Here is a 21,668-nt window from a genome sequence, read left to right as displayed (position 1 = left end):
TGTTGATATTCATGCTACTAGCGATTCTTGAAAAAGCCCTTATTTAGTGCTAATATATGTTGAGGACAATGTAACAATTAATTATAAATGAGGCGAAAGTTGTATATGTCAGAACCTATTTTAGTAAATGTTACAGAGGAAATTGTACGTGGCTTAGTAAGTTTTCTTTTACGAGGACCAGAATATCAAACATTTTGTAAATGTGAAATCTGTGAGTTAGACACAGTTGCAATTGCTTTAAATGCTATGCCTAGTAAGTATGTTACATCTATGGACGCACGCGATGAAGCTTTTAGAACAATGAATACACCTGAAAATATCGAGCTGGTCAACAGAGAGATTATTCGTGCATTACATGTAGTGAATAAGTATCCTCGGCATAAGTAGAGCCCACTTCTATAAGAGGTCGGCTCTTTTTATGCGTAATGACAATGATTGCTGTCGTTATGTATTTTCAGTTAACTTTTAAGGCAAGCTTGTAGTAAACTAGAGAGTAAGAAAACGAAAGAGAGGGAATAGGATATGCCAACACCAAGTATGGAGGACCATATCGAACAAATATATTTATTAATCGCTAATAAAGGTTATGCTCGTGTGTCTGACATAGCGGAAGCATTATCTGTTCTTCCTTCTTCTGTTACGAAAATGGTTCAAAAATTAGATAAAGATGGCTATTTAGTTTATGAAAAATATCGTGGCCTTACATTGACGCCAAAAGGTGAAAAGCTTGGAAAACGTCTTGTACAACGCCATGAACTGCTAGAGCAATTTTTACGAATCATTGGTGTAGATGAAGAACGTATTTACAATGATGTAGAAGGAATTGAGCACCATCTTAGTTGGAATTCAATCGATCGAATTGCTGATCTTGTGCAGGTAATGGAAGAAAATCCAGACATCGCAAAAAAATTAGAGGCATCTAGATCACAGCACAACCTATAGTGCTACATTACTGTGACACTATAGGTTGCGCGTACTAACTGTTGTATTAGAGTGAATGTCTGAGGACAATAGTAGTTCGGAGTACAATATTTTGCGAAAATGATGGTGTGAAGGAAAGGAAGACATTATGAACGAATTAAAATCAGGTGAAGTTGTAACATTAACTGTATTAGAGCAACAAGCATCGAAATGGATCTTAACGAATGGAGAAGCGGAACTACCATTAAATGCTTCAGAGGTCACAGAACCACTTGCTGTAGGTGATTGCCTTCAAGTATTTTTGTTCACGGATCGTCGTGGAGATTTAGCTGCTACAACTGCTATTCCAACGTTTGCACAAGGCGAGTATGGCTGGGCACGCGTATTACGCGTAGTGGAACGTGAAGGAGCTTTTGTTGATATTGGAACATCACGTGAAGTGCTTGTAAAAGCGGAGGATTTACCTGCCATTAAAGAAGTTTGGCCAGCAGTGGGCGACCATTTATTTATGACATTGCGCACAGATCGTAATGGAGATTTATTTGGACGTCTAGCAACGGAAGAAAAAATTCTGGAGCTATATGAAGGCGCATTTGAAGATATGCACAATAAAAATATTAAAGCGCGACCATATCGTTTATTGCCAGTAGGCTCATTTTTACTAGGTGTGGAAGCCCCGTATCGCATTTTCGTCCATGAATCTGAGCGTTATGCAGAACCTCGTCTTGGACAAGATATAGATGTACGTATTATTGACGTAAAAGAGGACGGCTCCATGAACGGTTCACTTTTACCACGTAAACATGAACGCATTACTGGAGATGCACAACAGATTTTAAGCTATTTACAAGATGTCGGTGGCAAAATGCCATTTGGTGATAAGTCTTCACCGGAAGAAATACAAGAAATGTTCCATATGAGTAAAGCGGCATTTAAACGAGCTCTAGGTACACTTATGAAAGCCGGTAAAATCAAACAACAAAACGGCTGGACAGAAGAAATTTAACTTCTTTCCTTGATTAGTTTGAGGTGGCAAAAGTGAGACGTCATCTAATAGTCCACAATGGATATCACACGAATGACGAGAGACTGCTTGAAACCTTCTCGTCATTTTTTCGTACTAATAGTTGTATAGTGACATACATTATACAGGCTAAATGATTTATCTAGTGAAAGGGGTCACACAATTTGAAAAAAACATGGGTGAAAGTACTAACTGCTACTATGTTAGTATTTGGTGTGATGGCACCAGCAACAGGATTTGCGGCCGATAATTCGACAACAAAAGCAATAGATGAAAAACTAGGCGTGCCAATTGTGGTATATGGTGCAAACTTATCAGAGACAGAAAAAGAATCTGTTAAAAAGTCTTTAAAAGTAAGTGAAGAACCTGAAATTGAAGAGATTACAGTATCTGGGGAAGACTTAACTAAATACATTAAAGATAGTAATTCAAGTTCACGCATGTATTCTTCTGCAAAAATTACTCGTAAGGATGCTGGGAAGGGCTTAGTGATAGAGATTGTTACACCTTCAAACATTACACAAGTAACATCTGAAATGTATGCAAATGCGATGCTGACAGCGGGTATCGAAGATGCTACGGTACAAGTAGCTGCGCCAAAGGCTGTAACTGGTCATTCAGCACTTGTAGGGATTTATAAAGCTTATGAAGTGAAAACGGGCGAGACATTAGATATTGAGCGCACAGACGTTGCCAATGAAGAACTTTCAGTAGCAACTTCTCTTGCCGAATCTTCGGGTGTCGATGATGCAAAGGTGGCAGAACTACTAACAGAAATAAAAAAACAAATCGCAGAATTAAAACCGGCAACACGTGAAGATGTTGAAAAAATCGTGCAAGAGCAGTTAAATAAGCTAGAAATAAATTTAAGCGAGAAGGATCGACAACTATTAATTGATTTGATGGACAAAATTAGTAAACTTGATATTGATTTTAGTAAATGGTCAGATCAATTAAATGATATTAGTAATACGTTACAAGAAAAATTCGGTGCACTAATGGAAGATGAAGGCTTCTGGACGAGTGTGAAAAATTTCTTCGCTAATTTAAAAGAATCTATTTCATCTTGGTTTAAATAAAAAATAGTAAAGCTCACTGTCAATGGCAGTTGAGCTTTTTTTGATGGGAGATGAACATATTCGGTAAAAACTTTCTTTGCCGTTATTTTTAGAAGATAGACGTGCGTGCCAAACGAATGTAAGCTATGTTCACTATCTTTGTAAAAAAACAAAAGGCTATGTTACTATGAAAATAAAGGAGTGGTGAGCAATGGAATTCCAATTACAGCATGTTACAGCAAACAAGCATGCTTTTGTGTATGAGCAGCAAGGGAAAAGGTTAGCAGAGATTACTTGGCAACAAAATGGGCAAGTGATGGTAATGGATCACACCTATGTTTCAGACAAACTCCGTGGTCAAGGGGTGGCGAAAAAATTGTTAGATCGTGCAGCAGATTATGCACGTGAGAACGACTATAAAATGGAAGCAGTTTGTTCCTATGTAGTAGCAGCATTTGAAAAATCTGATGCCTATGATGATGTTAAACAATAAAGAAAAGCTATCATAGCGCACTTGTCGATCACTATCTGACATGTTCGATCAAATTATAAAAAAATAGGGCAATCTGCTAGTAGCCTTGTGCTAGTAAGCGGATTGCCTTTTAAGCTTTTACAGAAATCATTTAATACGCTCCTTATAATAAAATTACACTATATATTAACAATGTTAAAAAACCGGCGCCCCCCAATAATGAAGCCATGTCTACCCAATCGTATAGTAAGTCTAAATCTTTCATGTAAATCACTCTCCTATTAATTGTAATAATTAATTAATTCCCTTAGTTTGTTATTTATAATCATAAAAAATTACAAAATAAAGTTAGTTAACGAAAAATAGTTAGAATTGTGCGATAATATCGAGTAGGAGAGTGATAGAAAATGTCTTGGAAAATACAGACGTATAATGAATTAACAACGGAAGAATTGTATAAAATTATTCAGCTACGAGTAAATGTTTTTGTTGTTGAACAACAGACATGCTATGAGGATTTAGATAATCATGATCAAAACTCTATACATATATCATATGTTAAAAATGGAGAATTATTCGCGTATGCACGTTTATTACCACCTGGTGAAAAATTTGATATGACATCGATAGGTCGTGTTATCACAAAGCAAGATGTACGTGGCACGGGGCTTGGTAAGGAGATGATACAGTTAGCTATAAATACAATCGAAAAAGAATGGCCAGGCTCAGAGATTTTTATTCAGGCGCAAGAATATTTAAAAGATTTTTATGGCTCATTTGGCTTCAAACAAGTCTCAGAGCCCTATATATATGATAGCTTGCCGCATCTTGATATGTTATATAAGGCGGAAAAATAAATGTTTAGACCTCTTAAAATAGGGAAAAGATATGTTATAAGGCCAGTTTCTATATTTTTAGGAGGGATTTATAATGGCAAAACGCAAAGGAACGGGTGTTGTACTTGCAGGATTAGCAGGATTAGCAGCATCTTATTTAAGTAAAAAAGAGAACCGTGATAAAGCATTGAATATGTTAAGTAGTGCCAAATCAAAATTTGAATCTTATTTGAATACATCAAATGTTAATATGGATGACAGAATCGCTGAACGTGTAGCTACTGAGGTAGCGACAGAAGCAGGGACATCTCCAACAAAATTAGCATCAAATGAAATGGTTGCTGAAGGTGGCGGACATACAGGTGTCCATTTTTACAACGAAGAAATTCAGGAAAAAGAAAAGTAAGAAAAAGCCTTCTCATTTAACTATGAGAAGGTTTTCTTTTGGGAATAAGTGTAATCACAGCAAAGCTTATTAACACTATTCCAGTGAAAATAAAGCCACTTACAATGCCGAGTGATAGCCAACCTAGCAATGAGGAGCCCAGCACAACGCCTAATGAGAAAAAGGCATAAAAATAACCATATGCTTTTCCTCGACTTTCAACTGTCGTGGAGTCAATTAATAGCGAATTTACAGAAGGAAATAAGAAGCCGAAGCCAACACCATAACAAGCCATCGCGATATAAAGTAAAGTACTCGAATCGGCCTGACTGATAAGTATTTGGCTTATACCCATTAAACTAATACCAAGTGATAACGTTTTAACAGGGGCGACTTTGTCAAAAATTCGATTAGTAGGAAGAATAAATACTAGAACAGCAATAATGCCGAAAGCACTCATAAGTGTCCCACTTAAGCGAGAATCAAATCCTAACGACTGTACTTTTAATGGCAGTAGGTAGGCAATAACGCCTTGTGAAAACATTAAAAAGAATGCTCCTGAAAAGGCTTTTAATGTTCCAATGTTATTAAAAAAAACACGAATGGGTATATGTGTGCTCGGTGCGGTTTTTTCTTTTTTTCCTATAGTTGCTTTTAAGAAAAAAACGGCGAGAATACCTAAAAGTAGCATACAGCTTGCTGAAATATTAAAAACGAAAGGTACGCTTGTTCGACTTGCTAAAATACCACTAAATGCAGGACCAATAATAGCGGCTATTCCAACGAAGGCACCTGAAATTGCACTGCCTTTACCACGTTTTTCTTGTTCTGTAGCATTAGCTAAGAATGTAAACGCCGCTGGGACGATAAATCCTGCTACTAACCCATGTACAAAACGTACAGCTAGTAGAGCAATAGGTTCTGCTACTAAATTATAAAGTGTTAACGAGAGTCCTGTAGTAAAAAGACCGATAACTAAAATCACAAACGGTCCTTTACGATCGGTTAAAAAACCAGAAATAATATTCCCGAATGTATTAGAAAGGGAATACATGCCCACTGCCAAACCCGTTAAAAAGGCAGAGGCACCTAAAGATTCTGCATATGTACTCATTACAGGAAGCTGAGTAAATAAGTCAAAAAATGAAAAGAATATAATTACATAGATAAATTTCTTCATAACTCCTCCTGTTACAAATTACGACCTGGTGGTTTATCCGTACAAAGGACACTAATATTTTCACTTCACAACGCAGTTGGAGGAAATTTTGTTCACGGTAAGTACTGGATAAAAGAACACACAAAAATTCACCACATCTTGTAGAGCTCAATAATAATCGGTGGGGAAAATATATCCCCACCGATGAAAGTTTCACTTCATTATACCATTTTCGACAAAAAAAGAACGCCTAATAGTCGAAATGACTTATTAGGCGTTACAATGTAAATTAAGCTTTTGCAACTTCTTTTTTCATAGTTTTGTTTTTAGTAAGATTTACGTGCCAAGAAAGTGCCTCTTCTAAAATATGAGGTGTTTGTTGGTTACCTGTTGCTTCAACAGCACGGTTGTAGTAATCCCATAATTGCTCTTTATAATCTGGATGAGCACAGTTTTTGATGATTAGTTGAACACGCTCTTTTGGAGCAAGACCACGTAGATCGGCAATACCTTGTTCAGTAACGATTACATCAACATCATGCTCAGTGTGATCTACGTGAGAAACCATAGGTACGATTGAAGAAATCGCTCCACCTTTAGCATATGATTTTGTTACGAAAATGCCAAGACGCGCATTACGTGCGAAGTCACCAGAACCACCAATACCGTTCATCATTTTTGTACCTGAAACATGTGTAGAGTTTACGTTACCATAGATATCTAATTCAAGGGCTGTGTTGATTGAGATTAAGCCCAAACGACGAATAAGCTCTGGGTGGTTAGAAATTTCTTGTGGGCGTAAGCAAATTTTATCAGCATATTTTTCTAAATTGCCGTAAACTTTTTTCTGTAATTCTTCCGTTAGTGTAATGGAAGTAGCTGCAGCAAATTTAACTTTACCAGCATCAATTAAGTTGAATACTGCATCTTGAAGTACTTCAGAAGCAACAACTAAATCTTCAAACTCTGAATCAGCAAAGCCATCAAGTACAGCGTTTGCTACAGAACCTACACCAGATTGTAACGGCATTAATTTGTTAGTTAGACGACCAGCTTTAATTTCATCGCGGAAGAAGTCTAATAAAATGTTCGCCATTGTTTGTGTTTCTTCATCTGGAGGAACAATTAATGAAGGAGCATCTGGCTCTTCAGAAATAACGATTGCTTTAATTTTTGCTGGATCTACTTTGATACCGATTTCGCCAATACGTTGTGTCGCATCAGTCATTGGGATTGCTTCACGTTGACCTTGCTCAGCAGGTACGTAGATATCATGTATACCGATTAAAGCTTCTGGGTGAGAGATGTTTAACTCGACAATAATATTTTCAGCATACTCAGCAAAAATAGGTGAGTTACCTACAGAGTTTGTAGGGATAATTAATCCGTCTTCTGTAATAGCAACAGCTTCAAGAATTAAATATTTAATTGGACCCATAATACCTTGACGAACTAATTCAGCGTTATGAGAAAGGTGGGCATCTACATATTGAATATCACCAGAGTTGATAAGGTTACGGATGCCTGCATCGCCTTGGAATGGTCCGCGTTTACGGATAACGCCAGCCTCAGCTAAATATTTATCTACTTCAGGGCCTAAAGAAGCGCCTGTATATACATCAATTTTGAATTTTTCGTTTTTAGCGCGCTCTACTAATGCCATTGGAACAACTTTAGCGTCCCCAGCACGAGTGAAACCACTCATACCTACTACATCACCGTCAGAAATAAGTGCTGCAGCTACATCAGCTGTAACGATTTTACTTTCAAGCTCTTTTAAACCTAAACGTTTTTGAACAATTGCATCCATTAAAAAAATCCTCCCCTAAAAGTTTTGATGGAAACCGATTACAAAACTAGAAAAAACTTATAAGAATTTTCTGTTTATTTAGTTGTAGTATAGCACCAACCGTTTGAATAATACTATCACCAAACTGTCACAATTACTTTAGAAACAGCATTAAACTGTTTAAAAAAAGGAAATTCGAGCATAAGAACGCTTTTTCGACAGAGAAAACGTTTTATTATAGCAGTAGCCATTTTGAGTTGATATTATATTCTTAATAAAAAGATAAAAAAACAGCAAGCATTTAATAAGGTAAAATGCTCGCTGTATTTATTAAGATTTTAGAACCCTAAAGATCGACGGAAGTAGCTCGCATAACGTTGGCTAACAGGGATGCGTGTGCCGTCTTTCATGATTAATAAGAAAGTGGAATGTGAATCTGGTTGAATTTCATCAATGTAGTCGATATTGACGATATATGAACGGTGGCATCGAATAAATGAATCAGGTGCTAAAAATAGCTCAAGATCACTTAAATTTAGTCGGTGATAACCTTCACGTCCCATTGTTTTAACAAATGTTTTTCGGAGCTGAGTTTCTAGATAAATGACTTGATCATGCTTGATTGGATACCAGCAATCATCAATTTTGATCGTGATGTAATTTGTTAAAAATGCTGATGGCTTTTGTGGGAAGATGGCAGTAATGGCACCCTTTGTTTCGCCTTCTTCCATTAAAGGGATACTCATGCCGAAATAGGCAACGCCAAATACATCTGGTTCGATGTAAGTGCTGATTTTTTGTCCATAGCTTAGAGCTTTATGGGCAGCTGAACCTTCTTTAATAGGGTCACCTGGCTTAATTTTTAAATCAACTTTTTTGCTTGGTTGGTAATACAAGTATTCGTTTGTGTCGGAGATTGCGATTGAAGTATTCTCTGGGAAGAACTCCTTAATAATCTCCATGATTTCTTCTATTTGTTTTGGATCCACTATTAACACCTCGTTTGAACTTTTAAAAATAGTATTATCATCTATTTTACTACATATTCCTATAAATTATATAGAGAAGATTTAGGAATAAAATAGAGAAATGTCGAATATGAAATAAAAAGGTGGAAATTCTATTACATAATATGTAACAAATTTTAATTAATTACTAATTTTTTTGTTATTGATATGGTAAAATTTAATTGGGTCTAAGTAAGTTTACTAGGTTTCTACTATGCCTATGTGATAAATAAGAACTAGAGAAGACAACAAAATGTGGTTGAAAGGAAATCGCAGAATATGGTAAAATCCTCTGTATAGTCTATTTTTATTACGACTGGTGTTTTAGTTGGATTATTTTTAAGTTATAGTCATTATATACTTGTGAAATAGGACTCAAATCATACCAGAAAAAGTAAATACTATTTTCTTATTTAACATTATGTAAAATGGTGTCAAATATTGTAAAGTAATTCGTGCACTCTGAGGAAAGATGGGGAAGATTATGCAACTACATCAACATTCAATGTCAGAAACGATATCAAAAAGATACTTCCAAGAAATCGATAATATTAATCAATACATCGGTGTGGAAGAATTTTTTAATATTGAGTCGAAATTAATATTTGAAATTTATCATTTAGAATCTGCAAAGGCTAAGAAATCTTTGCATGAGTTAATTGATATTCTTTCAATACGTTTTGGCAAGCAAGTCATTAAAATTGTTCGAAGTTATTTTTCCGTTTTGTCGTCGATTGTTGCTCGTAAATTACTTGACAATCAAGTACCTTCGAAGAAAGCTTTTGCCTTTAATATTGCCTGCAATGATATGATTGAAAATCAGATGAAAGACGCAGAGTTTTTACAATTTGCCGATGACTTAATTGATTTCTTTGTCTATTTTATCGCAGATCGCAAGCAACCGACTTTCCGTCACCAGACCGTCAATAAGGTGATAATGTATATAAACGATGAATTAGAGAATGACTTAACAGTAGAGAGCATCGCAAATAACTTCCATATAAGTACAAGCCATTTATCACGTATTTTTAGAGAACATGTGGGCATTACACTTGTTGAATATTTAAATGTTCGCCGTGTGGAGGAATCTCAATACTATTTACGTCATACAAATAAAAGTATTACTTCTATTTCAGATCAGTTCCACTTCTGTAACCAAAGCTATTTTACGCGTATTTTTAAAAAATACACAGGCGTAACGCCTAAGCATTTCCGCGACGAATTACATCACGAATTTTATCGTTTTGAAATGGCCGAGTCAGAGCTTCAAAATATATAATATTTAGAGTTATTGTCTTAAACCGTTGTAGGAAGCTTGTATGCAAAATTTGACAAACAGTAAGAGATGCGGCCTTGTTAGCGATGCTAAGCTCGCATCTTTTTTTAATAAGAACTGTAGTTGAAAGCTTATGTTGATGCTTAGAAGGAATTGAATTAGTAGCACTTGCTATTTGATAAAGATAGTCTTTATAAGGTATACTTCACATTAGTTGAAAAATAATAGTAGGTGGAAAAATGAAAAATTTAAAGCTATTATCAATGCTTGGTCTTGTAGTTTTTGTACTTAGTGGCTGTCAAGCAGTTCAGAACAAAGAAGGCTTTTTCTATAGTATTTTTGTGAAGCCTATGGAATTTTTACTTGAGTTTTTCGGGAATGATATATTTTCAGGTAGTTATGGTTTAGCGATTATTGCTATTACAGTGCTTATTCGTTTAGTCTTAATGCCGATTATGTTGAAAAACTACCGTCAGCAACAAATAATGAAATCTAAAATGGATGCCTTCAAGCCTGAAATGGAAGAAGTTCAGAAAAAGATGAAGGAAGCTAAGACAAAAGAAGAACAAATGCAGTACCAACAAGAGATGATGGCCTTGTATTCAAAACATGGTGTTAATCCGTTAAATATGGGTTGCTTACCGATGTTAATCCAAATGCCAATCATCATGGGTCTTTACTTTTCGATTTTATATTCAGCCGATGTGAAATCACATATGTTTTTATGGTTTAGCTTAGGTTCACCAGATATTATTATGACTATTATCGCAGGTATTGTTTATTTAGTTCAAGCACGTGTGTCACTATGGACGGTACCAGAGCAGCAAAAGGCACAGATGAAATTGTTTATTTATATTTCTCCAATTATGATTGTCTTTATCTCAATGTCATCAATGGCAGCTTTACCACTTTATTGGTCTGTAAGTGGTGCGTTACTGATTATTCAAACTTATATTGGACGAAAATATTATTCGGAGCATCCCGAAAAAGCAAAATCATAAAAAAATGTATGTCGAGGCGCTTATGTAGCCTCGATTTTTTTAGGGGGTCAACAGGATGAACACAAAGTGGTTATCATCTATTCTCGTCGCTGTTTTCAGTATTGCGGCTATTGTTTGTGTAATTATGGGTAATTTTAATTTTGCCGTACTTGCAATGACGATAATGTTTGCATTATCAAATGGTTTTCGAGCTAAGAGTTTTAAAGAGCGGGGTTACGTGAAAGAAGCAAAATGGATGAAGTATATGGCTATCTTTTTTACAATCGCAGCAATTGTTGTACTTTTCATCAATCTTACAAACTAAGCAAAGAAATATGACGAAAAGATATACCTAAAAATGTGATAAATGTTAAAATAAAACTATATAGATAAAGTAAAGCTTTAATCGAGTTACGGTGCTTGAGCTCCTACTTTAAATATCTATTTTAAAGTAGGGAGCCCTCACAACCCGTTCGTGTAGGATAAATGAAAGAGGGGCTAATACAGTGAAAAAAAATCGTCTACCACTCATCATTGGTGCTTTAATATCAGCGGCGTTAATCATATCTATTTTCGTAGTCGTTTACTATAAAAATAATCAAGTAAATGTAGCATCAGATGGGCAGCAATCAGTAACAGAGGCGAATAAAAAAGATACTCCAGTAACGGATAAACCAGCAACAGATGATGCAACAAAACCAATTGAACAATCAGAGCAACAACCTGACGAAAATGGTTATTTACCAAACCAAACCTTACCAACAGAGCCTACATATATTGACGGTATTCTATTAGCAAATAAAATCTATCCGCTTCCATCGACCTTTGCACCTGATGTAAACCCAGAGGCAAGTCAGGCACTAGAAAAAATGCTAGCTGCTGCAAAGCAACAAAAGGGCTTCGATTTAGTAGCGTTTAGTGGTTATCGTTCTTTTGAATATCAAACAACCTTATACAATAACTATGTCAATCGTGACGGACAAGCTGCTGCAGACCGTTATAGTGCGCGTCCTGGCTATTCAGAACATCAAACAGGCTTAGCTTTTGATATTGGTGAACGGGGTAAAGATGATTTATGGCTTACTGAAGAATTCGGTGAAACACCAGCAGGAAAATGGTTAGTGGAGAATGCTCAGGAATACGGCTTTATTTTACGATTCCCTCAAAATAAAGAAGACATTACCGGCTACATGTATGAATCGTGGCATTTCCGATATGTTGGCATCGACATTGCTAAAGAAATTAAGAAGAAAAATATAACATTAGAGGAATACTTAGGTGTGAAATAATAAAAAGAGGTTGTCTCGATAGAAATCGAGATAACCTCTTTTTAAATACGGGTAAAATTAGCTTTAAAGTATCGGTGTTAATAAACGTGAAATAGATTCTTTAAATTTGATTAAACTCGAACGATTTTTGTACATTTCCCATGTTAATTCAGTGCAATCGAAAATATCTTTTTCAAAGATCTCCGCTAATTGGTGGGAAATTTTAGAATCATAAATGAAGGCATTCACTTCGAAGTTTAGGCTGAAACTTCGAACATCTAGATTTGCGGTTCCTACTGTTGATGCTTCATCATCAATAATAATGGCTTTAGCATGTATAAATCCTTTTTCATAAATATAAACCTTTGCCCCCGCACGTAGTAATTGTCCTACGTAAGAGTATGTAGCCCAGTAAACAAACATGTGGTCAGGTTTGTTCGGTATCATGATACGGACATCAATGCCTGAAAGGGTGGCAATTTTTATGGCATCTAAAAAACTAACATCTGGAATAAAGTATGGTGTTTGAATATAGATGTATTTTTTTGCCATATTAATCAGTTTTAAATAACCAATTTTGATTTGTTCCCAATCGGAATCTGGTCCACTTGATACGATTTGTAAGCCAACGTCCCCTTTTTTGGGGATAGCCGGGAAATAGCGGTCTGAATAACCCATTTTTTGTTGTGCACATGCCTGGTTCCAGTCCAATAAGAAGCGTGTTTGTAAAGGATGCACGGCGCTACCCTCAATGCGTAAATGTGTATCGCGCCAATAGCCAAATTTCTTTTGTAAACCCAGATACTCATCTCCGACATTAAAACCACCAATGTAACCAATTCGACCATCGATGACTGCGATTTTACGGTGATTTCGGAAATTTAACCGCGGGTTAAGCAGAGGTAAAATAGATGGGAAAAACACTTCAACTTCTCCGCCTGCACTAAGTAAATTTTTAAAATGGCGCTTTTTCACATTACGTGAGCCCATTTCATCATATAAGAGTCGGACTTTCACGCCCTGTTTGGCCTTCTTTATAAGTGCATTAACAATACGAGTTCCTAAATCATCTAGACGGAAAATATAATATTGAATGTGAATATGATCTTTTGCTGCGTCAATATCCTTTAGCAGCATCTCGAACTTATCGGCACCGTCGTCCAAAATTGTAATGTCGTTATCCTGTGTAAGTACAGCATTATTTGTTTTTAAATGCATATAAATCATTTCTTTATAATTTTCTGCATTCTCGATACGAAACTCAAATGTATCGTCCCGGATCGTTTCTTTCTGATAATTTATAAGGGTATCTATCCCAATATCCTTGCGACCTTCCCAACGGAACAAATGCTTTTTTCGCAATTGCCGTCCCAACAATAAATATAAAACGAACCCAGCTAATGGCAGGAAAAATAATACTAGAATCCATGCCCAAGTAGAAGTAGCATCTTTACGCTCTAAAAAAATAATAGTCATTGCTGATAAAATATTAATGAATAAAATTAAAGGTACTAGATATTCTACATCTGTAAAAATGCTCATTCCTGCACCTGCCTTTACTATATTTCCGATATATTTAGTATAGCTTACTTCACAGGTGGAATGAAAGAAGATACATTAATAGTTTGTAATCATGTAAAAGGATTACCTCAAAATTTAGATTGAGGTAATCCAGGCCTAGCATTAATAATGTTCCCATTGAAATAATATATCTGAAAAATCTTCTTGAAGAAGTCTTTCGCGGTTAATAAAAAATTTCCCAACACCACTATCGTCCCACATAATACCAAATTCATCATTTGAATCGATTTGTAGCAACAAAACGTCATAGCGCTGAAGCAATTGTGATTCATGACGAATATCTTCCTCTAGAAAATATGCGTAGCCACCAATTTTTGCACCAGCCCCTAAAAAATGCTGTAAGTATATTTCATGCAAATTAACATCATCATGATGTGGTTTCAGGTTCGGTAAATAGTGGGTTGCACGATAATCTAATGCAGAAACAGGTTCTTGCTCAGATCTGAATTGTAGTGCTAGCTCTTGGTTAATAGGAAACCAATCATTTGATGCGTTCACAGTTGTCTCGTGTATAGGAGCAGCTATGTCAGTATTTACTGTTGGGTAAAATCGTATTTTATAAAACTGCTGGAAAATATCCTCATGGTAATGCGCCGCATTGGTAAATATATTAGATGATATAAAAAATTGAAGAATGCCCTGTGATGGAAAATCCTGAAGTGTTGGCATTTCTGCAAAATTAATTTGAGCTAATAAGCGCATCGGTTCACCAGTTATATCCTTAGGGTAGGTTTGATAATAAGGTAAGTAAGGTTCGCCAGCAAATTTACTTTCCGTTAACGAAGTAGAACGTTTGAATGGTGAGATAATCACCGCTGAAAGAAGTGTTTCTTCAATTTCAGAACGAAACGTTTCAAGTTCTTTAGGAAGTAAAAGATTCGTTGTTTTGTTCATGTAAAGCCCTCCGATTTTACACATAAAAGCATTCAATGTTCTTTACATATGCTCCATATACCTTATAACGTATTTGATCTAATATATAAAGTTGTGAATTATTATAGGTTACACCTTTTAACGGCTAAATTATTCAAGCCGTAAAGATTTATTTGATGATTTATAAATAAAAATTAAGGTAATCGATACAATAGCTATGCCTGCTGAAATGTAATAACCAAGATTCGATTCTACAGTGAACAACCATGTAAAGAATAGCGGGCCGAGAATACGGCCTAAATTATCCATAGAATAGGAAAGACCGGCCGCAGTGCCATATTGACCACCGGATTCTTTGGATGAAAGAGAGACGACACATGTTCTAGCAAGAGCGTTCCCGGCTGTAAAGACACAAAGTGCTAGCCCAGCCACCACTAAATTAGCCGTTAAAGTAAATAACAGCATACCAAGCGCAGTAATAACTTGAGCGCCAATTAACCAAGATGTTTCAGTACCATTTTTAATTCGTCGAACGACACCGCCTTGAATAGCTGCATCCACAAAACCGCTAAACATAAACAGATAACCAATCTGTAATGGGGTGATGTTAATGCGGTCAATTTGGAATAGTTGGAAAGTCGCTTCAACGCCCGCTAGCATAAATGTCACTAAAAAAGAGAATATAAATAAATATCGCACTCGATATTGCAGCATTTTGCCAGCACCTTTTGGCACAATTGCACGTTTTCTTGAATCTTTTCGTTTTTCAGGTTCTTTTAAGACGATACTTGCATAAATAAATAATAGTGCGATTAAAGCTGCAGAAGCGATAAAAGGTAATTGCAAGCTATAATGGCCAAGCACACCACCAATAGCTGGACCGAAGATAAAACCAAGACCGATGGACATGCCCATTAGACCCATGTATTTATTACGATCTTCCTCGCTAGACATATCACCGATAAAGCCCGTTACGGCTGTGTATAGTGCGCCTGAAAATAAACCACCTACAACACGTGATACGTAGAGAATGGTTAAATTATCTATAAATAACGAGAAAATAACGAAGCTTAAACTAAAGCCTATTAGACCCATTAAAATAAGTTGCTTGCGCCCTACCTTATCAGATAGCATTCCCCAAAGTGGTGCAGTAAAAAAACTTGCGAGTGAATACACAGTTAGTAAACCACCCACGTGTATATCATCCCAGCCCTGCTGGACAATAACCTCTGGTAACACAGGAATAATAATTCCGAAACCTAGGTAAACGAGAAATTGAACAGACATTAACAATAGAATAGCCTTTTTCATAAATACAGTTCCCTGCTTTCTTACGATATTTCAGTATGTATATTCTACCTCTCTTGTTCTTGCTATTACAAGGAATCATTAGACTGTTCAACTTTAATAAATACTGGGACTATGTCTTTGGCTAACGGTTACATTGGTCACACATTACAATGAAAATGATTGTTTGATGGAAGAAGAATTTTTTGAAGTGCGAATAGAAGTGACGTGATATGTAAATAATTTAGCTATAGATAACCGGGGAGCGAGCAATCGACACTTTGCCGCATTTTGATTTGAATCATTTGTCATATAGCACCTCCGAGTAATTCTACAGTATAATATTTACATACCAATGAGGGGTATGTGGATGGCATTAGTTGGTGGTAAATAAAATTTACATTGTAACAAAATTGAAAAACTATAAAGTCAAGTTAAATGGTATGATAGAAACAGATATACTTGTCAGACATCTTACACATATTAAATTGAAACTTTTTTGTAATTTAAACGTTATAAAATTCGAGGAAAGATTGAGGTGGAACGTATGACGAAGGAAGTAGATTTGAAAAAGATTGTTTCGAATTTATCGAAGTTGGGTGTGAAAGCTACTGTTACCAAGTCTCGACTTGAGCTTTTAAAAGTACTCACACCGCCAACGCAAACACCGCAAGTTCAAGCTTAACTCGTTTAAAATGAAAATGGGTAGTCTCCTAAAATTGAGACTACCCATTTCCTATATCTTTGGCATTCGTAAATTTTACTATTTAATCGTCCTCATCATGCGTTGTAAACATATAAGTACGATAATGGAAACGCATGCTAAAGACAAGTCCTATAGCAAGTGCATTCCCCATCAATGAACTCCCGCCATAACTAATGAATGGCAAAGGGATACCCGTAATCGGTAGTAGCTGTATGGTCATACCGATATTTTCAAAGACGTGGAACGTAATCATGGCAATAATGCCAGCACATACATAAGTTGAGAACGGATCTTTCAGTAAAAGTGTTGTTTTCGTTAAATGATAGATTAACAAGAAGAAAATACAAATAACGATACTTGCACCAATAAAGCCCCATTCCTCACCGATAACAGTGAAGATGAAATCGGTATGGTTTTCGGCCACGTAAACTTCACGGCCACGGAAACCCTTACCGAAAATTTCACCTGAACCAATGGCATTCAAAGAAGTAATTAAATGGTAGCCATCACTTGATGAATATGAATAAGGATCGAGCCATGAATAAATACGGGCGAACTGATAAGTCTTAAAGCCGAAAGTTTTCTCTAAGAAATCTTGCATATAAAGTGCCATCCATAGGAGAATACCACCAATTGCAGCACCCCCAACGAAAGTCGGTAAAATTATTTTCCAAGAGATACCTGCAACTATAACAAGTGCAGCGGTGATAGCAAAGAATACGAGTGCTGAACCAAGGTCGGGCTGCTTCATAATAATGCCTAATGGTATAATCAAAGTGACACCGATTTTAGCGAGTAAAATGAAATCAGTTTTTAATGATTTTAAAGAATAGACTTCGTGGTGCTTACTAATTAATCGTGCAAGTGCTAAAATGTAAAATGTTTTCATAAACTCAGAGGGCTGAATATTCCCCATAGGTGTATGAAACCAGCTTTTAGCACCGTTAACAGGTGCACCAATTTGTCCTTCTCCTTCAGGCATAAAGATAAGTAGTACTAAGAGAGCAATACCGGCTCCATACATATACCAAGCCATTTTTTTATATTGATCTGGTTCGAAAAACATGACAATACCAATAATAACTGCACCAATCACGTACCATTGAAGTTGCTTAGGTACATAGTTAATGCCATATTGTCCTGAAGTTTGCGCCGATGCAATAGCTAATAAACTAATGACAAGGAAAGTGATAAGTATAAAAGCGAGTGTCCAGTCGAAACGATTCGCGAAATTTCGTTTATTTTCCATAAAAGCCACCTAAAATAAAATATTTAAAAATATGTGCGCTAACGCGTGTAGAACATTAACATTATAACGCAAAAAACGTTTTTCCGCCTACGTATATTGTTGTGACGACAATTAGCATAAAATGTTTCAAAAAAATTCGGTTTAGTTTTATAATGATATGAAGAATGGGGTGATGGGTGTGGCTAAAAAATTGAAGTCAGCTGAAGATTTTATGTACCATATATATGTTCATATGAATGATGTCGATAAATTCGTCATTTTTAGTGGCCTTAAGCTCTCACAATTTGTAGCTTCATTAGATCCACTGCATCACTTACTATTATTGAAACATTCCTATGAAGATGGATCATTTAATATGCATACACAATTTGACTATGTACCAGATGAGGAAGTTCCTCATTTTGTGAAAAAAGCGACTGAGTCAAAAGAATTGTGTTGGGTAGATTTTATGGATGAAAAAAAATTAAATCAGTTGACGCCAATGGAGCAAGGGGAACTACTTTACCTAAGTCATAAAAAAGAACCAATTACTTCTCCATTTTTTAATAAATTGCAAAACCGGTTTGTCTATTATTCTTCCGATGTGGAAAAGATGACAAAAGTTTATTTTCGCCATTTAAGTGATTCAGATTTGCTGGTTGCCAATATTTTTAATAGTTTAATACGTGAAAAAGAACGTAGCACGGGTTTTTGGCGTCGAAAAGTGAAATCCAGTACGCCTTCACTCACACCAGAATTTTTAAGAGCATATCGTTCTTTCGCTAAAGACGGAGCGTTATTGTCACTTTATCGGATTGAAAAACCAAAAGCAGCATATGGCATTGAAATTCGCAACCTATCAGATTATTCTTTCCCTGACGAAGTATGGGATGATTTAAATGCGATTTTGAAAAACGAACACGATGAACTGATTCATATTATTTAAGCGAACTCACATTCACCTTTTAAGCGTGGATTGAATAGGATACTTAAATCTCACCGTCAAAATTACGGTGAGATTTTTATGTAATTTGTCAAGCCGTTTCGTGATAAACTAATAGTACTCAAGAAGTATGTGGAGGGCACAAAAATGAAAAAAAGAATCGGTTTATTATACGGCGGAAAGTCTGCAGAGCATGAAGTGTCATTGTCGACGGCATGCGCAGTCACTGGGGCTTTAAATTTCGAGGAGTATGAAGTATATCCGATTTTCATTACACTTGATGGGGAGTGGCGACAAGGTAAGCGCCTAGTAAAACCTGCAAGTACAATTGAAGAATTACAATTTGGTGATGATGCCATTATTTTAGAAAACAATATTACAAATTTCTTAATCGACGACAATGGTAAAGCTGTACAGTTCGATGTGATTTTCCCACTGCTACATGGTACAAATGGTGAGGATGGTACTGTACAGGGGTTACTGGAAGTTTTAAATCTTCCGTATGTTGGAAATGGTGTGTTAGCATCATCGGCAGGTATGGATAAAGTAATCATGAAGCAATTATTTGAAATTGCTGGCTTACCACAAGTGCCATATACGTATTTCATCCGCAGCGAGTGGGCAAATGAACAGCAAGCTATTTTAGCGCGCTGTGAACAAAAATTAACGTGGCCGATGTTCGTGAAACCAGCCAACTTAGGCTCAAGTGTTGGCATTAGCAAGGCATCAAACCGCGAAGAACTTACTAAGGCAATTGAAGTTGCATTACAATATGATCGAAAAATCGTAGTGGAGCAAGGTATTGTAGCACGTGAAATAGAGCTTGGTGTATTGGGCAATGATTTTCCAGAAGTTTCTGTACCAGGTGAGATTAAGCCAGTAACAGAGTTTTATGATTATGATTCCAAATATAAAGATGGTTCAACGGCGCTTATTATTCCTGCAGAATTGTCTACAGATGTGGTAGCAAACTTAACGGATTATGCGAAACGTGCCTTTAAAATCCTAGATGGAAGCGGTTTAGTACGTGCAGATTTCTTTGTTACAGCTAATAACGAGATTTATATCAATGAAGTAAATACAATGCCTGGATTTACACCTGTCAGTATGTATCCACTTCTATGGCAACATACAAATGTAAGTTATCCAGAGCTAATTAATCGATTAATTGAGCTAGCGATTGAGCGATACGAGGAAAAACAACAGCTTCACTATAAAAAAGACTGAGTGGGATTATTGTGAAAAAGACATTAAAGCAATTAGCAGCATGGTTAAATGAGGAAGTGCCAGCTTTCGGTGACACGCTAGTATCAGGGATCTCTATTGATACAAGAACAATTCAACAAGGAGACTTATTTGTGCCATTTCGTGGTGAGCAAGCAAATGGCCATAAATTTGTTTTGCAGGCTTTTGAAAAAGGAGCTGGAGCTTCGCTGTGGCAAAAGGACGAACCGAATCCGCCAGCAGGCGTTCCGTTACTGTTTGTCGATGATCCAGAAAAGGCATTACAGCATATGGCGCGCGCTTATCGCAGTGAACATAAAGCTAAGTTTATAGGGATTACTGGGTCGAATGGTAAAACATCAACGAAGGATATTCTAGCAGGAACATTGGCTCCATTTTTCAAGGTGCAAAAAACCATTGGGAACTTTAATAATCAGTTAGGCTTACCAATTACGCTATTACAACTTGATGAAGATACTGACGTCGCTGTGCTTGAAATGGGCATGAGTGGATTTGGTGAGATAGAATTTTTAACAAAGCTAGCCCGCCCGCATATAACAGTTATTACGAATATTGGTGAGGCGCATATGCAAGATCTAGGCTCACGTGCAGGGATTGCCAAGGCGAAGTTTGAAATTATTCAAGGTATGCAAGACGGCGGAGTACTTTTCTATGATGGTGATGAGCCGTTATTGCAGGAATTGGTTGACCAAGAAGAAAATTTAAATGCACAGGCATTTGGTTTAGAGCCTGGAGATTTATTATTTGCCGAAAATATAGAAGCGACTGCTAACGGAAGTAGTTTCACGACACACGGTGTAATCGAAGGGGATTTCTTTATTTCTGTACTCGGCAAGCATCAGGTGAAAAATACATTAGTTGCTATGCTAATTGCACAAAAGCTAGGTTTAAATAATGACCAAATACGGGAATCGTTAAAACAAGTGGCCTTAACTGATATGCGCATGCAACAAGTGTACGGTACAAATGGTGCATTGTTCATTAATGATGCTTACAATGCGGCACCAACTTCCGTAAAGGCTGCTATTCAGTTTGTAGCTACAACGACGATTCGACCAGAAAAATGGCTTGTGCTTGGTGATATGCTTGAGTTAGGCGTAAATGAACAAAGTTTCCACGAAGACTTATCACTAGATATTGATGTAGAAGAAATTGCATACGTCTGCTTATATGGACCGCGCATGGCTTGTTTGTATGAGGTGTTAAAAGAGCGTTTTGACAAGGAGCATTTACTATACGTAGAAGATGATTATGCACCGATTATTGAAAAGTTACAGCTGGCTAATGAGCAATCCATCGTGTTATTAAAAGGCTCACGAGGAATGAAGTTAGAAAATATTTTAAAAGCATTTACGCATTAAAATTTATCGATGGGGGCGAACCTCATCGATTTTTATGTTAAAGATAACTGAGCTTAAAATTGTTATTTTTGCTTCAGCACTACATTAACGGAGGTAAAGACTGGGGGATTTAGTTACATATTCATATATTATCATTACATAGATGGCTTCAAAGGGTGTTGTGAATGGAGTATATTAATTCTATTTAGGTACATAATGATGATGGGCCACTTTTGAATCATCTCGAATTCCCATCTTTTGAAGTAGATTTCCTAGTATTTAATTAGTGT

22 protein-coding genes are annotated in these 21,668 nt (G+C 36.4%); 15 read left to right on the top strand and 7 right to left on the bottom strand.

The window, feature by feature from the left end; all coding sequences use genetic code 11:
- Positions 1 to 105 precede the first annotated feature (105 nt).
- The 7 genes from C9J31_RS21340 to C9J31_RS21310 all read left to right on the top strand — a co-directional run bounded on the left by C9J31_RS21340 (position 106) and on the right by C9J31_RS21310 (position 4,717).
- Positions 106 to 387 (top strand): late competence development ComFB family protein, encoded by a 282-nt coding sequence (locus C9J31_RS21340; protein ID WP_354471951.1) that lies wholly within the window; start codon positions 106 to 108, stop codon positions 385 to 387.
- Between the two features lie 135 nt (positions 388 to 522).
- Positions 523 to 942, top strand: coding sequence for a transcriptional regulator MntR (gene mntR / locus C9J31_RS21335; protein ID WP_010860342.1), 420 nt, complete (start codon positions 523 to 525; stop codon positions 940 to 942).
- Positions 943 to 1,069: 127 nt separating this feature from the next.
- A complete protein-coding gene (locus C9J31_RS21330; protein ID WP_107925427.1) occupies positions 1,070 to 1,927 on the top strand; it encodes a CvfB family protein in 858 nt (285 codons plus the stop codon).
- Between the two features lie 182 nt (positions 1,928 to 2,109).
- Positions 2,110 to 3,024: a DUF1002 domain-containing protein gene (locus C9J31_RS21325; protein WP_107925429.1), complete on the top strand. Its 915-nt coding sequence runs from the start codon at positions 2,110 to 2,112 to the stop codon at positions 3,022 to 3,024.
- Between the two features lie 190 nt (positions 3,025 to 3,214).
- Positions 3,215 to 3,496, top strand: a complete 282-nt coding sequence (locus C9J31_RS21320; protein WP_107948824.1) for a GNAT family N-acetyltransferase — start codon at positions 3,215 to 3,217, stop codon at positions 3,494 to 3,496.
- A 386-nt stretch (positions 3,497 to 3,882) separates the two neighbouring features.
- On the top strand, positions 3,883 to 4,332 hold the full coding sequence (locus tag C9J31_RS21315) for a GNAT family N-acetyltransferase (RefSeq protein ID WP_054768241.1): 450 nt from the start codon (positions 3,883 to 3,885) through the stop codon (positions 4,330 to 4,332).
- Between the two features lie 73 nt (positions 4,333 to 4,405).
- Positions 4,406 to 4,717, top strand: coding sequence for a hypothetical protein (locus C9J31_RS21310; protein ID WP_107925432.1), 312 nt, complete (start codon positions 4,406 to 4,408; stop codon positions 4,715 to 4,717).
- A 16-nt stretch (positions 4,718 to 4,733) separates the two neighbouring features.
- Here C9J31_RS21310 and C9J31_RS21305 read toward each other — a convergent pair whose 3' ends face one another.
- From C9J31_RS21305 to C9J31_RS21295, 3 genes are all read right to left on the bottom strand, one after another.
- Entirely contained in the window at positions 4,734 to 5,876 is a 1,143-nt protein-coding gene (locus tag C9J31_RS21305) for an MFS transporter (RefSeq protein WP_107948826.1), read from the bottom strand.
- A gap of 268 nt (positions 5,877 to 6,144) precedes the next feature.
- Positions 6,145 to 7,665, bottom strand: a complete 1,521-nt coding sequence (locus C9J31_RS21300; protein WP_107925436.1) for a succinyl-CoA:acetate CoA-transferase ScpC — start codon at positions 7,663 to 7,665, stop codon at positions 6,145 to 6,147.
- 317 nt (positions 7,666 to 7,982) lie between these two features.
- Positions 7,983 to 8,633: a LytTR family DNA-binding domain-containing protein gene (locus tag C9J31_RS21295; RefSeq protein WP_107925438.1), complete on the bottom strand. Its 651-nt coding sequence runs from the start codon at positions 8,631 to 8,633 to the stop codon at positions 7,983 to 7,985.
- A gap of 502 nt (positions 8,634 to 9,135) precedes the next feature.
- Here C9J31_RS21295 and C9J31_RS21290 point away from each other — a divergent pair.
- From C9J31_RS21290 to C9J31_RS21275, 4 genes are all read left to right on the top strand, one after another.
- Positions 9,136 to 9,930, top strand: a complete 795-nt coding sequence (locus C9J31_RS21290) for a helix-turn-helix transcriptional regulator (RefSeq protein WP_107925440.1) — start codon at positions 9,136 to 9,138, stop codon at positions 9,928 to 9,930.
- A 236-nt stretch (positions 9,931 to 10,166) separates the two neighbouring features.
- Complete coding sequence (gene yidC / locus C9J31_RS21285; RefSeq protein ID WP_054768242.1) at positions 10,167 to 10,928, top strand: membrane protein insertase YidC; 762 nt, start codon at positions 10,167 to 10,169, stop codon at positions 10,926 to 10,928.
- Between the two features lie 55 nt (positions 10,929 to 10,983).
- Positions 10,984 to 11,232, top strand: coding sequence for a hypothetical protein (locus C9J31_RS21280; protein WP_107948828.1), 249 nt, complete (start codon positions 10,984 to 10,986; stop codon positions 11,230 to 11,232).
- A 181-nt stretch (positions 11,233 to 11,413) separates the two neighbouring features.
- On the top strand, positions 11,414 to 12,196 hold the full coding sequence (locus C9J31_RS21275; RefSeq protein WP_107948830.1) for a M15 family metallopeptidase: 783 nt from the start codon (positions 11,414 to 11,416) through the stop codon (positions 12,194 to 12,196).
- A gap of 63 nt (positions 12,197 to 12,259) precedes the next feature.
- Here the strand turns inward: C9J31_RS21275 and cls are convergent, their stop codons facing one another.
- From cls to C9J31_RS21260, 3 genes are all read right to left on the bottom strand, one after another.
- Positions 12,260 to 13,717 carry a cardiolipin synthase gene (gene cls, locus C9J31_RS21270; protein WP_107925446.1) on the bottom strand — a complete coding sequence of 486 codons (1,458 nt, stop codon included), beginning with the start codon at positions 13,715 to 13,717 and terminating at the stop codon, positions 12,260 to 12,262.
- Between the two features lie 141 nt (positions 13,718 to 13,858).
- Positions 13,859 to 14,650 carry a YwqG family protein gene (locus tag C9J31_RS21265; protein ID WP_167395996.1) on the bottom strand — a complete coding sequence of 264 codons (792 nt, stop codon included), beginning with the start codon at positions 14,648 to 14,650 and terminating at the stop codon, positions 13,859 to 13,861.
- 129 nt (positions 14,651 to 14,779) lie between these two features.
- Positions 14,780 to 15,940, bottom strand: a complete 1,161-nt coding sequence (locus C9J31_RS21260; RefSeq protein ID WP_107948832.1) for an MFS transporter — start codon at positions 15,938 to 15,940, stop codon at positions 14,780 to 14,782.
- Positions 15,941 to 16,463: 523 nt separating this feature from the next.
- Here C9J31_RS21260 and C9J31_RS21255 point away from each other — a divergent pair.
- Positions 16,464 to 16,601, top strand: a complete 138-nt coding sequence (locus C9J31_RS21255) for an Lmo0850 family protein (RefSeq protein ID WP_167395997.1) — start codon at positions 16,464 to 16,466, stop codon at positions 16,599 to 16,601.
- An 82-nt stretch (positions 16,602 to 16,683) separates the two neighbouring features.
- Here the strand turns inward: C9J31_RS21255 and C9J31_RS21250 are convergent, their stop codons facing one another.
- A complete protein-coding gene (locus C9J31_RS21250) occupies positions 16,684 to 17,871 on the bottom strand; it encodes an FtsW/RodA/SpoVE family cell cycle protein (protein ID WP_107948834.1) in 1,188 nt (395 codons plus the stop codon).
- A gap of 172 nt (positions 17,872 to 18,043) precedes the next feature.
- Here C9J31_RS21250 and C9J31_RS21245 point away from each other — a divergent pair, with 172 nt between their 5' ends.
- The 3 genes from C9J31_RS21245 (at position 18,044) to C9J31_RS21235 (ending at position 21,399) form a co-directional block, all read left to right on the top strand.
- A complete protein-coding gene (locus tag C9J31_RS21245) occupies positions 18,044 to 18,796 on the top strand; it encodes a hypothetical protein (protein ID WP_107925456.1) in 753 nt (250 codons plus the stop codon).
- A 144-nt stretch (positions 18,797 to 18,940) separates the two neighbouring features.
- Positions 18,941 to 20,020 (top strand): D-alanine--D-alanine ligase, encoded by a 1,080-nt coding sequence (locus C9J31_RS21240; RefSeq protein ID WP_107948836.1) that lies wholly within the window; start codon positions 18,941 to 18,943, stop codon positions 20,018 to 20,020.
- An 11-nt stretch (positions 20,021 to 20,031) separates the two neighbouring features.
- Positions 20,032 to 21,399: a UDP-N-acetylmuramoyl-tripeptide--D-alanyl-D-alanine ligase gene (locus C9J31_RS21235; protein WP_107948838.1), complete on the top strand. Its 1,368-nt coding sequence runs from the start codon at positions 20,032 to 20,034 to the stop codon at positions 21,397 to 21,399.
- The last annotated feature ends 269 nt before the right edge of the window (positions 21,400 to 21,668 follow it).

It is taken from the genome of Lysinibacillus parviboronicapiens (assembly GCF_003049605.2).
Classification (GTDB): Bacteria; Bacillota; Bacilli; order Bacillales_A; family Planococcaceae; genus Lysinibacillus; species Lysinibacillus parviboronicapiens.
Note: the sequence above shows the minus strand (reverse complement) of the source record. Positions and strands in the feature narration are given on the sequence as shown.

Coding starts and splice junctions, on each gene's coding strand:
- C9J31_RS21340 (WP_354471951.1), top strand. CDS start 106: ATGTCAGAACCTATTTTAGTAAATGTTACAGAGGAAATTGTACGTGGC.
- mntR (WP_010860342.1), top strand. CDS start 523: ATGCCAACACCAAGTATGGAGGACCATATCGAACAAATATATTTATTA.
- C9J31_RS21330 (WP_107925427.1), top strand. CDS start 1,070: ATGAACGAATTAAAATCAGGTGAAGTTGTAACATTAACTGTATTAGAG.
- C9J31_RS21320 (WP_107948824.1), top strand. CDS start 3,215: ATGGAATTCCAATTACAGCATGTTACAGCAAACAAGCATGCTTTTGTG.
- C9J31_RS21315 (WP_054768241.1), top strand. CDS start 3,883: ATGTCTTGGAAAATACAGACGTATAATGAATTAACAACGGAAGAATTG.
- C9J31_RS21310 (WP_107925432.1), top strand. CDS start 4,406: ATGGCAAAACGCAAAGGAACGGGTGTTGTACTTGCAGGATTAGCAGGA.
- C9J31_RS21305 (WP_107948826.1), bottom strand. CDS start 5,876: ATGAAGAAATTTATCTATGTAATTATATTCTTTTCATTTTTTGACTTA.
- C9J31_RS21300 (WP_107925436.1), bottom strand. CDS start 7,665: ATGGATGCAATTGTTCAAAAACGTTTAGGTTTAAAAGAGCTTGAAAGT.
- C9J31_RS21290 (WP_107925440.1), top strand. CDS start 9,136: ATGCAACTACATCAACATTCAATGTCAGAAACGATATCAAAAAGATAC.
- yidC (WP_054768242.1), top strand. CDS start 10,167: ATGAAAAATTTAAAGCTATTATCAATGCTTGGTCTTGTAGTTTTTGTA.
- C9J31_RS21280 (WP_107948828.1), top strand. CDS start 10,984: ATGAACACAAAGTGGTTATCATCTATTCTCGTCGCTGTTTTCAGTATT.
- cls (WP_107925446.1), bottom strand. CDS start 13,717: ATGAGCATTTTTACAGATGTAGAATATCTAGTACCTTTAATTTTATTC.
- C9J31_RS21265 (WP_167395996.1), bottom strand. CDS start 14,650: ATGAACAAAACAACGAATCTTTTACTTCCTAAAGAACTTGAAACGTTT.
- C9J31_RS21260 (WP_107948832.1), bottom strand. CDS start 15,940: ATGAAAAAGGCTATTCTATTGTTAATGTCTGTTCAATTTCTCGTTTAC.
- C9J31_RS21255 (WP_167395997.1), top strand. CDS start 16,464: ATGACGAAGGAAGTAGATTTGAAAAAGATTGTTTCGAATTTATCGAAG.
- C9J31_RS21250 (WP_107948834.1), bottom strand. CDS start 17,871: ATGGAAAATAAACGAAATTTCGCGAATCGTTTCGACTGGACACTCGCT.
- C9J31_RS21245 (WP_107925456.1), top strand. CDS start 18,044: ATGGGTGTGGCTAAAAAATTGAAGTCAGCTGAAGATTTTATGTACCAT.
- C9J31_RS21240 (WP_107948836.1), top strand. CDS start 18,941: ATGAAAAAAAGAATCGGTTTATTATACGGCGGAAAGTCTGCAGAGCAT.